This window comes from Pleomorphochaeta naphthae (assembly GCF_055396005.1).
The window spans coordinates 19,810-35,000 of sequence record NZ_AP042457.1; the positions used below are offsets into that span (position 1 = coordinate 19,810).

16 protein-coding genes and 1 pseudogene (1 of these 17 running past the window's edge) are annotated in these 15,191 nt (G+C 29.8%); 10 read left to right on the top strand and 7 right to left on the bottom strand.

Going from position 1 to position 15,191, the window contains the following annotated elements:
- Positions 1–728: 728 nt before the first annotated feature.
- The 4 genes and pseudogenes from ACZ5SO_RS00065 to ACZ5SO_RS00080 form a co-directional block, all read right to left on the bottom strand.
- Positions 729–1,919 (bottom strand): oxygen-binding di-iron domain-containing protein, encoded by a 1,191-nt coding sequence (locus ACZ5SO_RS00065; protein WP_464625921.1) that lies wholly within the window; start codon positions 1,917–1,919, stop codon positions 729–731.
- Positions 1,903–2,601 carry a DUF542 domain-containing protein gene (locus tag ACZ5SO_RS00070; RefSeq protein WP_464625922.1) on the bottom strand — a complete coding sequence of 233 codons (699 nt, stop codon included), beginning with the start codon at positions 2,599–2,601 and terminating at the stop codon, positions 1,903–1,905. Before ACZ5SO_RS00070 ends, ACZ5SO_RS00065 begins: the two co-directional genes overlap by 17 nt.
- An 86-nt stretch (positions 2,602–2,687) precedes the next feature.
- Positions 2,688–3,380, bottom strand: a complete 693-nt coding sequence (locus ACZ5SO_RS00075; RefSeq protein ID WP_464625923.1) for a Crp/Fnr family transcriptional regulator — start codon at positions 3,378–3,380, stop codon at positions 2,688–2,690.
- Between the two features lie 304 nt (positions 3,381–3,684).
- A pseudogene (locus ACZ5SO_RS00080) lies at positions 3,685–3,852 on the bottom strand (CBS domain-containing protein); the annotation flags it as partial.
- Positions 3,853–3,999: 147 nt separating this feature from the next.
- Here ACZ5SO_RS00080 and ACZ5SO_RS00085 point away from each other — a divergent pair.
- The 7 genes from ACZ5SO_RS00085 to ACZ5SO_RS00115 all read left to right on the top strand — a co-directional run bounded on the left by ACZ5SO_RS00085 (position 4,000) and on the right by ACZ5SO_RS00115 (position 9,446).
- Complete coding sequence (locus tag ACZ5SO_RS00085) at positions 4,000–5,235, top strand: tyrosine-type recombinase/integrase (protein ID WP_464625925.1); 1,236 nt, start codon at positions 4,000–4,002, stop codon at positions 5,233–5,235.
- The gene (locus ACZ5SO_RS00090) at positions 5,225–6,187 is read left to right on the top strand and encodes a tyrosine-type recombinase/integrase (protein ID WP_464625926.1); all 963 of its coding nucleotides are present in this window, start codon (positions 5,225–5,227) and stop codon (positions 6,185–6,187) included. Before ACZ5SO_RS00085 ends, ACZ5SO_RS00090 begins: the two co-directional genes overlap by 11 nt.
- Positions 6,177–7,226: a tyrosine-type recombinase/integrase gene (locus tag ACZ5SO_RS00095; RefSeq protein WP_464625928.1), complete on the top strand. Its 1,050-nt coding sequence runs from the start codon at positions 6,177–6,179 to the stop codon at positions 7,224–7,226. The genes ACZ5SO_RS00090 and ACZ5SO_RS00095 overlap by 11 nt, the downstream gene beginning before the upstream one ends.
- A 184-nt stretch (positions 7,227–7,410) precedes the next feature.
- Entirely contained in the window at positions 7,411–7,797 is a 387-nt protein-coding gene (locus ACZ5SO_RS00100) for a hypothetical protein (RefSeq protein ID WP_464625930.1), read from the top strand.
- Entirely contained in the window at positions 7,787–8,137 is a 351-nt protein-coding gene (gene tnpB, locus ACZ5SO_RS00105; protein ID WP_464625931.1) for an IS66 family insertion sequence element accessory protein TnpB, read from the top strand. The genes ACZ5SO_RS00100 and tnpB overlap by 11 nt, the downstream gene beginning before the upstream one ends.
- An 84-nt stretch (positions 8,138–8,221) precedes the next feature.
- Positions 8,222–9,058 carry an IS66 family transposase gene (locus ACZ5SO_RS00110; protein ID WP_464625932.1) on the top strand — a complete coding sequence of 279 codons (837 nt, stop codon included), beginning with the start codon at positions 8,222–8,224 and terminating at the stop codon, positions 9,056–9,058.
- Positions 9,059–9,143: 85 nt separating this feature from the next.
- Complete coding sequence (locus ACZ5SO_RS00115) at positions 9,144–9,446, top strand: IS66 family transposase (RefSeq protein ID WP_464625933.1); 303 nt, start codon at positions 9,144–9,146, stop codon at positions 9,444–9,446.
- Between the two features lie 46 nt (positions 9,447–9,492).
- Here ACZ5SO_RS00115 and ACZ5SO_RS00120 read toward each other — a convergent pair whose 3' ends face one another.
- The 3 genes from ACZ5SO_RS00120 to ACZ5SO_RS00130 are packed head-to-tail and all read right to left on the bottom strand — an operon-like array spanning position 9,493 to position 12,597.
- Positions 9,493–10,527 (bottom strand): tyrosine-type recombinase/integrase, encoded by a 1,035-nt coding sequence (locus ACZ5SO_RS00120; protein ID WP_464625935.1) that lies wholly within the window; start codon positions 10,525–10,527, stop codon positions 9,493–9,495.
- Positions 10,517–11,503: a tyrosine-type recombinase/integrase gene (locus ACZ5SO_RS00125; RefSeq protein ID WP_464625937.1), complete on the bottom strand. Its 987-nt coding sequence runs from the start codon at positions 11,501–11,503 to the stop codon at positions 10,517–10,519. The genes ACZ5SO_RS00120 and ACZ5SO_RS00125 overlap by 11 nt, the downstream gene beginning before the upstream one ends.
- Entirely contained in the window at positions 11,500–12,597 is a 1,098-nt protein-coding gene (locus tag ACZ5SO_RS00130) for a tyrosine-type recombinase/integrase (protein WP_464625938.1), read from the bottom strand. The genes ACZ5SO_RS00125 and ACZ5SO_RS00130 overlap by 4 nt, the downstream gene beginning before the upstream one ends.
- Before the next feature lie 292 nt (positions 12,598–12,889).
- Here ACZ5SO_RS00130 and ACZ5SO_RS00135 point away from each other — a divergent pair, with 292 nt between their 5' ends.
- From ACZ5SO_RS00135 to ACZ5SO_RS00145, 3 genes are all read left to right on the top strand, one after another.
- The gene (locus ACZ5SO_RS00135; RefSeq protein ID WP_464627853.1) at positions 12,890–13,543 is read left to right on the top strand and encodes an IS66 family transposase; all 654 of its coding nucleotides are present in this window, start codon (positions 12,890–12,892) and stop codon (positions 13,541–13,543) included.
- A 548-nt stretch (positions 13,544–14,091) separates the two neighbouring features.
- Positions 14,092–14,466, top strand: coding sequence for an ArsR/SmtB family transcription factor (locus ACZ5SO_RS00140; RefSeq protein WP_464625940.1), 375 nt, complete (start codon positions 14,092–14,094; stop codon positions 14,464–14,466).
- 13 nt (positions 14,467–14,479) lie between these two features.
- Positions 14,480–15,191, top strand: the beginning of a protein-coding gene (locus ACZ5SO_RS00145) for a heavy metal translocating P-type ATPase (protein WP_464625942.1). 1,886 nt of this gene lie beyond the right edge of the window; only the first 712 of its 2,598 coding nucleotides appear in the window; it begins with the start codon at positions 14,480–14,482; its stop codon lies beyond the right edge, outside the window.

Consider the following 15,191-nt stretch of genomic DNA (forward strand, 5'->3'; position numbering starts at 1 on the left):
ATTGTTCTGTATGCATCTATTGTAATTCATAAAATAATTTCTAAGTATTTTAATTAGTTATATAGTATGTAAATATTTTAGTTTATATTTCTTTTCTTGAGATCATATTATGGTTTGGAGATGACTATTTATTTGTGCTGAATAATATCTTTTTATAGGTTTTGTTTTCAATAAAAAAAGATTAAATCTAACAATATGTTGGTTCTAGAATTCTTAGATTTTGTTGATGCATCTTATAAAAAAGGCGTTTGAAATTCAAACAATTGTAAAAAAAAATAGGAGAATCTTCCTGCATTAATATTTTGAATTCTTTGAAATTCTGGACCTTCATTTAAAATATTTTTACTGTCTGTAATGTACGAGAGAGATATGAATCTGAATTATTGGCTATTGACATGTTTTTATTTAGGGGCTATCAATATATGTATATTTTAATATTTACAGGGGAGCTTGCTGTTCTACAGGCTGAGATAACTTGTAGTGTAATATAAAGTGAGAAGGTAAGAATTGTATTTTGTTTTAGCATTCGTAATAGTAGAGTAATCTTACTTATTGTAATTAAAAGTGTTGAAGTGTCATTAGCAAATATCATTATCAAATATATTGGTTTATAAATAAGCGAAAATAAAACCTGAAGTACATCGTGTTTTATTTTCGCTTTGTTTTACTTGTTTAAATTTTTAGAAATAATTGTTAATTTATGTTAATAAACTACTAAAGTATTATCTCTACTTTGCACATAAAGCCTTAGCAACTTCACTCATAGAAGAGAGGTTTTCTTGTGTTGGATTCCAGTTTATTTTGGCTTCGGTATCAATAACATTAAATCCTGATTTGGTTAGTTCTTCTCTTAAAACCTTATTTCCTTCTCCACTCCAACCGTAACATCCGAAAACAGCCGCTTTCTTTTCTTTAAAGCCCAGTTCCCATAAGAAATGAAGCCATCCGCCAACTGATGAAAGAACTGATTTTCCTACAGTAGGGGAGCCAACAGCGATAGCTTTTGATTTAAATACTTGAGTCATTATATCATTTTTATCTGTTTGACTAATATTAAACACTTTAACAACTGTACCAGGACTAGCAATTCGAATTTCTCTTGCTAGAGAATGAGCTAATTGTTTTGTACCATCCCACATAGTATCATAAATGACAGTTATTTGATCTTCCTTATAATTATCTGCCCATTTAGCATACTTTTCAACAATTTGCATAGGATTGTCTCTCCAAATAGCACCATGGCTTGGAGCAATAATATCAATAGGTAAATTAAGCGCTACTATTTCTTCAATCTTGCGTTTAACTAAAGAAGAGAATGGAGTTAATATGTTTGCATAATACTTAATAGATTCTTCTTCCAACAAGCATTGATCAGCTTTATCGTTGAAAAGCTCTTCTACACCATAGTGTTGTCCAAAAGCATCATTTGAGAAAAGTATATTATCTTCAGTGAGATATGTTGCCATACTATCAGGCCAGTGAAGCATTCTCATTTCTACAAATACTAATTTTTTTCCATTACCAATGTCTAAACTGTCTCCAGTTTTTACAACATTAAAATTCCATTCTGGGTGATGGTATTGTCCAACCAATGATTTAACAGCATTCTTTGTACAGTAAATAGGAGTGTTTGGAATTTTTTCCATCAGATATGGTAAAGCTCCACTATGATCAACTTCTCCATGGTTTATTATTATATAATCAATTTTAGATAGATCAATTTCACTTTCTAAATTATCACGGAATTCTTTTTCATAAGGTTTCCAGATTGTATCAATTAAGACATTCTTTTCTTCTTGAATCAAATAAGCATTTTGACTTGAAGCATGATTTATGGAGTAGTCATCTCCATGGAAATTCTTTAATTCCCAGTCAATTCTGCCAACCCACCACACATTGGTTTTAATTTGTCTTTTCATTTTCTAAATCCTTTTTATATCGTTCAAATAAAATATTATTTTCTTTGTATATATGAATAAATATATCTTCAACCAACTGTTTAAGAATAGCATATGTTGCCTTGTAAGTCAAACAACCATCTTTAGGTGCAGTGAAATTATCAGTGACTTTAATAAGTTCTTTAATAATATCTCCAGCTGCCTCGTGTTCAGCCTCTAATGCTTCTATTTTTGAAAGAGAATCAGTTGTTTTTGTATTCATCATTAGTGGAAAAACTTCTTTTTCTTCTTGAACAAAATGAACAAGTAATTCTTTTTTTAAATCACTAAATAGTTTGAATACTTTAATTAGTTCCTCTTTATGATGAGTGTAGTGTACAGAGAGTATTGTTGTAAGCTTTTCTTCAACATTCGATATTAATATTCTTTCGTCTCTATGGTGTGTATTCTCTAAATGAGCAATCAATGAAGCTACGTCCATAGAGTAAAGCTCCTCTCCAATTGGTGCATTAATTTTAGCTTCTTCTTTTTCTAGATATGATTCGAGTTCAGCTAAAAAAGTATCAACCTTATAGTTTTTGTTTTCAATAGCTTGATATAGATTGTCGCCACCACCACAGCAGTAGTCAATGTTTTTCTCATTTAGAAATATTGTTGCTATTGGATGATTACGAACTAATTGTGATAATGTTATATTTTTCATAAAAATCTCCTATGTTCTTAAATTTAAACTTAGAATATAAGAGAAATAATAACCCAACAATGATTCAAATCAACTTTCAAACTATTTTACCAATATGCTTTTTTTCTTAATTGAGCTATGTCTAATATTTTAATTTTTCCTTTTCCAAAAACTTCTAATAAGCCTAAATCTTGTAGTGTTGATAACTTTCTATTAACAGTTTCTTTTGTTAAATGAATAGCACTTCCAATATCTTCTTGAGTTATTAAAAGAGTTTGTGAATTAGTTCTTTGGTATCGATCAAAAATATACATGCAAACTCTTTTTTCAACGTCTTTTGTTGAAAGAATTTCCACCTGAAGTCTAGACTGTTCAAGTTTATTACTAAGGTATGAAATCATTTTTAAAGCTATTTCGGGTGAATCAATCATTAAATCTTTTAGATGTTCTCGTTTAATAGTACAAACACCACATTCTCCCTCTGCAATCGCTGTTTCGTGAAGTTTAACACTTGTAAAAATTTGATTGCCACCGTAAAAGTCGCCAGGAAACAAAGTATCAAGAACATATTCACGTCCATCACTGCCATATCTAACTAATTTAATAGCTCCATATCTAACTATAAATAGTTTATCTGAAAGATCACCTTCAAATAGCAATGTTTCGCCATTTGTAAGTTTGCGTTGCACAATTAGTTTTTGAACTGCTTCAATCTGCGCTAAGTCAAGATTTTGAAATATATTAACTTTATGTAAACAAGTAGCATTTCCATTTTCACAAACATTACAAGGTATAGACATACAATTCTCCTAATAAAAGCAAAGACAAAGCAATGTTTGTTATGCTAATTAAACTTTTTAATAACTTGTTTATTATAGTGTTAAAGATGCAATAATCCAATATTAAAATAGAAAAACCGGTGTTTGTATTATTTTTAGTAAGTTCTATCTTTATTAAAAGACCTAGCAACTAGACGTTTAATAGTTATAATTTTTAACATATCTCAATTGTTCTTTACACCTAAAACATCACTATGTAGCTCTTGAATTAATTCAAGGGCATCATGTGAGTTTGACCTACTTGGGATACAAATATTTTTGTGATTCATAAGAGATCAATATTATCAACATTGTTAGGCTTTTTATTATATAACTCTTTGTAGCTAATAGTCCCCAATACATTATTGCCATCAAGAACAGGTAACAAGCCAAGATTGTGTTTGTGCATAATATCAATAGTTTCTTTAACTATATTATTAGGAGAGAACGTCCTTAAATCCCGACGTTTGGATTTAAGGACAAATCATAACCTATAGATAATCCAAACCTTTAGATACAAACTCTTTGTAATTCAGAAATTAAAAAATAAAAGGTTTGGATTATAATATTCATGAGATATTCTTTTACAAGGAGGATATCTATGGATATTACAAAATTTAGATTAAAGGAAATACATGGATTATTAATCAAGTATTTAAAAGATAACGATTTTTCAACATTCACAATTAAAAAGTATGATTCCTTTTTAACTGATTGCTTGACCTGTTATAAAAGACCTTCAGAAAACAACTATGAAGAGTTATTATTTAGATACATACAATTAAATCCTAGTAGTCAGAAGTCAAAAGTTATTTCAACACTGGGTAGAATTAGATATTTCGATATTAATAAGGAGCTGCCAACCAAACATAATTTTTATTTTATTCAAAATAAAAATAATTTATGCAGTGAATTTCAGTTATTAATTGATAATTATACAAAGTTAAGAAAAGAATCTGGTATGAAGGAATCAACAATATATACAGAAGCTGGCGCAGCTAGAAGATTTTTTTCCTACTTTCAAAAGAAAGGAGTTTATAAACTATCTGATATCAAAGAAGTGGATGTAATTGGGTATTTTCTTAATGAAAAAGGAGAACATATCAAATCATATTCTAACATGAAAAGTATTAGGTCTGTATTAAAATCAAACATAAGAAAAAACAACTCTCAAATCGATATAATTAAACAAGTTATTTTCTATTTACCTGCCTTGAATCAAATAAGAAAAAATATTCAATACTTAGAAGTAAATGAAATAGCGGCTATTAACTCAACACTTACTGGGAATTCTAATCTTTCTAAAAGAGATAAAGCAATAGGTTTATTAGCTTTAAAATATGGTTTGAGAAATAGTGATATAGTTAATTTAACTATATTTTCCATAGATTTTAAGAATGAAATTATTACTGTTAAGCAGCAGAAAACTGGAGTGCCATATACTCTAAGACTTATAACCATAGTTGGGAATGCAATATTAGATTATGTTAAATCAGAAAGACCCAAATCAAAAGAAGTTAAACTGTTTTTACGAAAAATTCCTCCATATAAGGGCTTAGACGCAAAATCAGCATATTCTATTTCAATTAATATAATGAAAGAAAGTGGAATAAAAACAAAAGGAGTTGATCGTAAAGGGTTTCATTTGTTTAGACATAATTTAGCAACAACGCTTTTAGGTGAAGGTGTTAAACTACCAATAATTAGAAGTATTCTAGGCCATATTTCTCCGGCTTCTACAGAAACATATCTTTCTTCCGATTTTGTTCATTTGCGTCAATGTGCTTTAGATATAAGTGTTTTCTCACAAACAGAGGAGATATTAGATGCAAATTAATTTTATATCAGTTTTACGACCATTGTTTTTAATGTATATCAACTATAGAAAAGCTTCGGGTAAATGGTGCTCTACATACACCACAGGTTTACTTAACCTTGACGCATTTTACTATAATAGATATCCATTATTATTAACGTTGGAGCAAGAACCTATAGAGGAATGGGCAAAACAAAGAGAAACAGAAATAGCAAGTAGCACTAATAAAAGGATTGCTATTATTAATGGATTTATATCATATTGTAATAATCATAACTTTTCTAAACTAAATACCTTAACTTATCTTAAAACGTTGCCTTGTACTTATATCCCACATGCCTTCACATTAGATGAAATGAAAAAATTCTTCAAAGCTTGTGATGAATATCAACCAAAAAATCCAAATACAATTAGAAGTAAAAATAGAATGTTAACTATACCTATTATATATAGACTTTTATACAGTTCAGGCATTAGAACTTGTGAAGCTAGAATGTTGCTTACTAAAAATGTAAATTTAAAAGATGGAATTTTAAATATTATCAATTCAAAAGGACCTCACCAACATTTTGTAGCTTTACATGAAAATATGACCCAGCTAATGATCAAATATAACGTAGCTATTTCAGAACTTTATCCAAATAGAAATTTCTTTTTCCCAGAAGATTGTACTAAATGTTTAAGTAGTGCTTGCTTGTCTAATACATTTGTAAAAATATGGCTAAATTGTGGTTTTAAAAAAATAAGGTTGTATGATTTACGACACAATTACGCAATAATAAATATTAACAAATGGATATCAGAACAAAATTTTAACTTAAAATTTTATTATCTTAGTAAAAGCATGGGACACACAAGTTTAGAAAGCACTCAATATTATTATTCATTTGTACCAAGGCTTGCACAAATAATTCAAGAAACAGAAGAAGAAACTTTTAATGAAATAGTTCCTGAGGTGAAATATGAAATCTAAAAACAATTCTCTTACAATAACTAGATTAATTAATTCTTGGATAAATGAATATTTAAGTGGCAGTGGAATTGTAAGTGAAAAAACTCTTAAAAATTATAAAATTACGCCAATCATTTTTATTTCATTTTTAGAAACAGAAAAATCAATAGATGTTAATTCAATTTGTCCAAATAGTTTTAACAATCAAATTTTGGAAGAATGGTTAAAATGGTTGATGGACACAAGAGGATGTTTACCATCAACGTGTAATGTAAGGCTAAGTGCTATTAGATCATTTTTAAAATATGTATCTAGAAAAGATATTAGTCTTGCTTATCTTTACCAAGAAGCAAAAAACATTCCATTTAGAAAAGTGCAAAAAAATAAAATTCAAGGAATTTCAAAAAAAGCAATGAAGGTTCTTTTAAGCATGCCAAAACAAGAGACTAGAACTGGGAGGATGTATTTAGCTTTATTTGCCTTAATGTATAATACTGGTGTACGGTTAAATGAGGTTCTGTCACTACAAATTAAGAACTTGTTGATAGAAATGGAAATTCCACAAATCACGATTATTGGAAAAGGTAATAAAATTAGAATAATTAGCATTCTACCAAGAACTCTTTTTTTAATTAAAAGGTATCTTCGTGAATTTCATCGTGGCGAAATAAATTCAAACAACTATGTGTTTTACTCTAGAAATGTAGGACCAATTGGAAAACTTTCACAATCTGCAATCAATAAACAACTTAAAAAATATGCTAAATTAGGACATGAAATTTGTTCTGAAATACCAATAAATTTTCATTGTCATCAAATTTGCCATACTGCAGCCTCTCATTGGTTAGATAATGGAATGAATATTGTTCAAATTGCAACAATATTAGGACATAGCAGCATTCAAACTACAATGGTATATTTAGATATTAGTGTCGAAATGAAAGCAAAAGCACTAGAAAAGGTTGAAGATCCAATGATAGATATTGTAAAAAAGAAATGGAATACACGATGTAGTTTAGCAGAAATTTGTGGTTTAGTGCCACTAACTTCGCATACTTAATTAAGAAATAAAATCCAAACCTTTTAATTTTTAATTTCTGAATTACAAAGAGTTTGTATCTAAAGGTTTGGATTATCTAAAGGTTTGGATTATCTAAAGGTTTGGATTTGTCCTTCCATGCCTAGTTTAAGCCCTTTCCTTTTAAATCTATAATTCTTGTATATAAAACTACAGGAGAGATGTTATGGCTTACACAGAAAAATTCAAAAGAAACTTTATTAATGAGTTTTTAGAAAGATATCAAAAGGATCCAACTTTAACATTAAGAGTATTTGGAATAGAAAAATTTGGAAAAGTTACAAGCTTTATTTATCTCTGGCTTAATAAGTATGATGTTAACAAGATATATAAAGTCAAAAATAGAGGACCTCGTAAAAAAGCAGTAGCAGTAGCTACACCACCAGTTGTTAAAATTATAAATAATGATGATAGCAAAAAAATTAGTTTAACATCACAATCTAAAATATCCATTAAAATAGGTAATGCTACAATTGATATGGGTAACAATTATTCTAAAGAAGATTTAATATTAATACTTTCTGCATTAAAGGAAGTTAGTTATGCTAATTAACTTTAATCAATACCAGTATTTCTTGGTGTGTGGTAAAACAGATATGAGGTGTGGAGCTTTCTCTTTAGCTAGAAAAGTACAAGATGAATTATTGATGGATCCATTAGAAAAAAAGATATTCCTATTCTGTGGTAGCAATAACAAATGTATCAAGATGTTATTATGGGATAATAATGGCTTTATCCTTTTGCAAAAAAGGCTGCTCTCAAAGGGAACTTTTCGTTGGCCAAATAATGAAAAAGAAGCACTGCAAGTCTCGAGAAAAGATGTAGAATTACTAGTAGAAGGGGCTGATCTTTTTAGAAAATTCCCTATCTTAAAAGGTAATTTAGCAGTGTAAAAAAACAGTGTTTTTCTTGTAAAAAAGCCTTAAAAACACCTGTATTTTATAGACTTAATTCCTTGTATATGCTATATTTAAACAATGAAAAACGAAGAGAAAATAGCTGAATTACAAAGACAAAACAACGAGCTAAAAGCACATATTGAAGAGCAAAATTCTCGCATCGCAGATGATGCTGTAGAGATAGCTCGTTGGAAGAGTTTGTATTTTAGTGAAAAAGATAGACGCTATGGAAGAAAATCTGAAAGTGATAGTATTCCTAATAGTATCCAATTATCTCTCTTTGATGAAATGGAAAATACTGTAGAAAGTGATACAAGAGAGTCTGACCCTTCTTTTGATGACAAAGATGATAATCAAAAGAAAACAGCAGTTAAATCTCATTCTAGATCTAAAAGTAAAAGAGCTAGCTTAACTCTTCCTTCCTCAGCTCCAGTTGCAGATGTTTATCATGATGTAGAAGAAACAACTTGTGAAGAGTGTGATGCTAAGCTTACAGAGATTGGAGAGTTTGTAGAAGAGAAAGTTACATTCGTTCCAGCTAGATATGTTGTAGTAAGACATCATAGAAAACAACAAAGATGTTTAAACTGTTTGCCTGATGAAGGAACTAATAAAATTGTTACAGCATCTATGGATAAAAACCTTCTAACAGGAACAATTTGTGAACCAAGTCTATTAGCTCATATTATTGTTCATAAGATGCAGTTTGGTCTTCCTTTATACAGACTAGAACAAAAGTTAGTATTTCCAAATAAACAAAAGATATCTAGACAACTAATGTCAGCTTGGTCTATTGCAACTTATAATAAGTTAAAAGGTCTTGAAAGAGCTTTTGAAAGGTCTATTAGAAAAGCTTGTATGATTAATATTGATGAAACAACTCTGCTAAACATTCACTCAGATAAAAAAATCTAAAGTTAAGCTACAATACGAAAGAGATATACTAAAGATCCAAGAAGATGGAAAAAAACAAAAACTTCCTGATGATACAATAACTTCAATGGTCAAAGAGCGAACTGAAGAATACAAGAAAGACAATCATAATGCAATGAATTGTTTTATGATTGTAAGAGCTGTTACAAACAAAGATGGTAGCAGCGGACTAGTTATGTTCAACTATGCTGAACAAAGAACTAATGAGTATCTTAACTCTTTTATAGGCGATTACAACGGAATATTGCAATCAGATGGACTAGAAGGTTATGCTTCAGCTGCTAAAAATAAAACTTTTACTCATTTGGGTTGCTTGATTCATTATCTTAGAAGAATAGTTATCCAAGAAGATTATTATAAAGCTATATAGCTAAACAATTTATATTAAATCTTCTCAGATAATCTTTAAAACCATTTTATTTAATATTTAAGAAATTAGGAATCTCTTCTTTTTTTGGTGTAGTTGTTTCTAAGTTTCCAGCGTTTTTAAAAAACCATTTTTCATTCCATTCCTTTAAATGCTTTTCAACACTATTTTGTGATAACTCAGCATAAATTTGTGTGGATTGAATTGATTTATGACCAAGAAAATTTTTGATAACAACAATAGGAACTCCAGATTCTAACATATGAGTGCTAGTCGCATGTCTCATTGAGTGCGGTGGATAACTTTGCTCCTTAAATAAACCTGGATTTTCTTTTTTTGCCATAGTTACATATTTTTTAAAGATCCCTTCAATGCAAGAAATCGTCATTTTTTCGTGAGTTTGACTAGAAAACACATGACGTTCCGGTTTATTTTCTAATCTTCTGTAGTTAATATATTTTTGCAACATTATCCCACAATTTTCTGGAATACAGATTCTTCTAGTTTTTCCTCCTTTTCCCTTTAGCTTCAGTCTAGTACCACTTGAAAGAAATTCTATATCACCTACAGAAATATTGCACATTTCTTGTGCTCTAGCACCACTTGCATACATCAAGCTAAGTAATACTTTGTCACGTCGTCCAATTTTTGAATTATCATTAGGTAATCGAAGTAAGATAGAAACTTCTTGGATAGTAAAAACAGCACGAGGTTTCATTTGTCCTTTTTTCATTGGAATTTTTAATACACTGGTTCTAAAAATTGAAGCTGCTGCAAGGTCTCTGTTCTGTGCATATGCAGAAAATGATAGTATTGCTGATAATCTTTGGTTTTTTGTTGCTATACTACAACCACGATCTTTTTCAATCCAAGAGAAAAATTCTAAAAGCGTATTATAGTCAAGGTTATCAAAGATAATCTTGTCTGCGGGTATTCCTTTTACAGAATACATAAATTCAATCAAAATACGAAAAGCATACTTATATGAAATAACTGTATTAGGGCTTACTCCCACAGAACCTGGTAAGTAGTTATTGAGAAAATCATCAAGTAGGTTTAAAAAAATTGAAGGTTTATTCATCATAATTTACCTCCGGAAATACCTGTGTGGTATATTTTTCAAACAATTTCATTTCGTCAGGAAAAAGTTCACTACTGAATTTTAGATACTTTTCTGTTTCTCTCAAACTTTCATGTCCAAGATAAATGGAAAGATAAGGAATCATATCATCAATTTTTTGCCCATTTTTTTCTAAATTGGAAAAAGATTTAAACACAAAAACATGTCTCAAACAGTGAAGGCATGGGCCTCTTTGATATTTTTCCCTGTATGGTAGGGATATTTCAGATTGCTTCAAAATATCGTTAAATTTATGCATAGCGTTTTTCGGAGTTACTGATTCTAAAATATTTATTGTTGGAAATAAATATTTATCAGAATAACCAATTATACCCATAGCCATACAATATTTTTCTAATATTTCAATTAAAGTTTGATGCATAGGAACAATTCTCTGTTTGTTACCTTTAGTTTTTTTAAGAGTTAAAACTCCTGAAACAAGATTAACATTCTCCATTTTTAATTCCAATGTCTCTCCAATACGTAGACCACAACCATACATAAGCCTCAAAATCATAGGTTGTTCCACGTGAATAAGCGTATTTTTCTGTACCTTGCATCCTTTTTCTAAATTATCTACACAATTAAATATTCTCCCCAACTCTACTTCAGAAAAAATATATGGAATATAATCATTATGAACCTTTGGAATAGGAGGTATATAACTATAAAACCCATAACTTTTTAACTGATTTAAAAAAATTCTGATTACAATTACCTTTGCAGCAATTGTCCGAGTTCCTCCCGAAAGCGTATTTATAAATCCTGTAATTTGTTTTTCTGTAAGATTCTTTTTTTTACAAGATATATCACAAAGGTATTCATCAAATCTTCGCAGTAATGTTTTATCATGATCATATATACTTTTACATTTTGAAGCCTTTCTTAGAGCTAAGAAATCAGCGAGTTCTTCTTTTAAAATGCTATTAAATTTAATCATAAAGAACCTCCATTTAGAAATTCTTTGAATCTACCAGTAGGTTCAGGTACTTCAATAGCACATTGACGCAACATCTCAATATTCAATTGTGCATAATGTTTGATTGACTTTAAATCAGAGTGACCAAGAATTTTTCTAACAGCTTCATAAGGAACTGCATCATTAATCATAGAATTAGCAAGCGAAGAACGAAATGTATGTGGTCCGTGTTTTTTACCAATAATGTTTATTCCGGCTAAACGAAAGTATTTTGTTATTTGAAAACGCAAGACACTAGTAGTTATTCCTTGGTATGGTGCCATTTGTCGAATAAAAACTGAGGTATCAGATGTTAATGGACGACTATTTTCTATATAATTTTCTAATGCTGTTTTTATTTCAGGTAAGAGTGGGAGTACAAGTTTCTCTCCTGTCTTTTGTTGGATAAATGATAATTTTTTATTTTCAAAATCTAAATTGTCAAAACTAATATGTACTATATCGCCAGATCTCATACCTAATCTTGTAGCCAAAAGTATCATTGCATAATCTCTTTTACCTATATCTGTAGAACGGTCGATGATTTTTTCAATTTTCGCTATATCTTTCTCACTGTAAGTAACAGGGATTTTAAAAGGCTTCTTATAATGTGGAATTAGAAGAGATAAATCAATTTTGAGAATTCCAATAATAACTAGAAATTTTAAAAATTCCCTTATCACAGCCCACGAATCTCTATTCTGGATTCTTAGACAGGCTCTTGATACTTGGGCTGCATTCAATTCTTGTATGCAGTTACAACCTAAATCGATGCAATTTTTTAAAAATTGCCTTAAAAAAAATTGCTTTTGTTTTACAGTAATCTCTTTGTTACCCTTTTTATAACACTTATCACTGAAAGCTTTTAATATTTGTTCATAATTTTTAGGTAATGATTCAGAACTTTTTGTATGTTGTATTACAAATTTACCTTCTAATAAATAATCATTAAATCTTTTGATAAAAGTTAGAATAGCTTTTTGTCGACGAATACTAATGTTATTTTCATAAAGATAAGATATATAAAATTTTGTACCAATGTCTGAATTATAATCTCTTATATCATTTCCTATCAAAAAAAGATTTAACCGCTTTATCATTAACTTATAAAAGTTCAATGATGATTGACTGTACGTTTTTTCAAACTGTAAAAAGTGCAAAAATCCGAATGATAACTCATCAAAAGATTTACTCTTAATCTCATTTTTATTCATAAAATACCTCCATAATGATTTTATTTTAATTATAATGGAGGAAATATTATTCAAGAAGATATAAAATAAATTGTTTAACTATATAGCTTTATAATAATCTTCTTGGATAACTATTCTTCTAAGATAATGAATCTTATCTGAGTTCTCGAATAAAATTCACTCGAGAAGACCAGCTAAAAATATATTGAGAATTAGTCCTAAAAATAAAGTTGCAAAAGAGCTTGTTGATATGTATGACAAAATATTCAAAGAAGAAAAAGATATAAGAAATGCTTACAAAGAGGGGAAGTACAATTCAGATCAATATGTTAAAATTAGAAAAATTATATTAGAACCATTATTCGAGAAATTAGAAAATTGGTTAAATGAAAGAAAAGATAATTCCATTTTAAGTCCTATGATGAAAACTGCTATTAATTATCCAGTTGATAGGTGGGAATCTCTAACAAAATTCATGGATTATCCATTTGCAGATTCACAAAATAATGAAGCCGAACGTCGTATTAAAAGCTTTGTTTTAGGCAGAAAAGCCTTCTTATTTAGTAATACAATATTGGGTGCTAATGCAACTGCATTTTATTATTCATTAGTTGAATCTTGTAAAGCTTTAGAGATAGATGTTAATACATATCTTACTCATGTGTTATTAAATGCAGGGGGAGCAAAAACTGAAGAAGATTGGGACAACCTTTTACCAATGAATGTAAATTTAGAAGCAACTTCTAAATATCTTGATAAATTGGCAACAGCAAGTGCTAATCCTGAACAAACTGAATCATATATTCTTCGTGGTAAGAAAAAAAGATAGATATTCTTAAATTTTAATGAACCATTAAAAACTCCATAGGTGGTAGATTGATTCCATTCTTGGAGTTTTATTTTTTTCAATACTTTTTTATTTTCAAAATTATTTGTAATTAAAATCATAATCATAGAGTAATAAGAATCAATGAAAAGCTCAAATTGCTATCAAAATACGCTTACCGTGAACTGAGGCAAAATGCATTGGTTGAAAACGCAGTCATGTCAACTCGCAGAATATGATGATCTATTGGTGAGACGGCTTATTGAGAAGTTAACAGTCTTAGATGATAAACTGACTATTGAGTTCAGGCTCAGTGCTGAAATTGATGTAGAAATATAATGCATATAACTAACCGCCAGTCGAGGAGAATTATCCTTTATCTGGCGGTGTTTTAATCGTTAAAACCCTCATCAAGTATAAATAGAAAATACATTGCTCGTTCACTTGAATAACTGTTCAAGTATCTATTGATTTTTTTTTATCGCAGTAGTAAAATTAACATGTGAATAACTGTTCAAGTATGCAATTGAAATAATATCGGAGGTGATAATGTGGCAAGGAAAATTCAACCAACTGAAAGATGTGACTGTGATGTTATACATGAGGAGACTGTTAACCAAGTTCGAGAAAAAATGCCTCAAGAAGAAACCCTATATGATCTTGCGGAGCTATTTAAGGTCTTTGGGGATTCAACAAGAATTAAGATAATCTGGGCGTTAGATGAAGCCGAGATGTGCGTTTGCGATATTGCATTCTTATTTAATATGACCCAATCAGCAATTTCTCATCAGCTAAGAGTCTTAAAGCAGGCTGAACTAGTAAAGAGCAGAAGAGAAGGAAAGATTGTATTCTACTCCCTTGAAGATGAACATGTAAAGCAAATATTTGACCAAGGATTAATTCATATTTCAGAAGAAAGTAAGTAAAGGTGGGGCAGTGATGTTAAAGAAGGAAATAATTTTAGAAGGATTAGATTGTGCAAATTGTGCAGCTAAAATTGAAGATGAGGTTAATAAATTAAATGGAGTCAAAGCCTATATGAACTTCATGAACAAGACATTGACTTTAGAAACTGAATCAGAGCAAGAGTATAAGAATACACTACAGCAGGTTGAAACCATAGTGCACAAGCACGAACCGGATGTGGCAGTGAAAGAAAAATCCATTAGCAAGAGCAATAAAAAAGTATTAATACTTGAAGGACTTGATTGTGCGAATTGTGCTGCAAAGATTGAAGCTCAAACACAAAGCCTTGAAGGAGTAAATAGTGCAACCGTTGATTTTGTTACTAAGAAGCTGACAATTGAAGCGGTCGATAAAAAGGAATTTGGTAAAATTCTTGGAGAAGTAACATCCATTGTAAATATACTTGAGCCGGATGTTAAAATAGTTGATGCAGAGAAGAACAAGGTGAACAAAAGCATAGTAATGCTTGAAGGACTTGGATGCGCGAATTGTGCAGCTAAAATGGAAAAAGAAATAAGCGGTTTAGAAGGAGTGGAGTTTGCTGCAGTAGATTTTGTTTCGAAGAAACTAACAATGGAAATAAGTCCGAAAGTCAACCGCACTGAATTAAATGAGAAGATTGAAGGCATTGTAAAAAAAATCGAACCGGATGTAAAGATTGTTTTTGAGAAAGATACATCTAAGG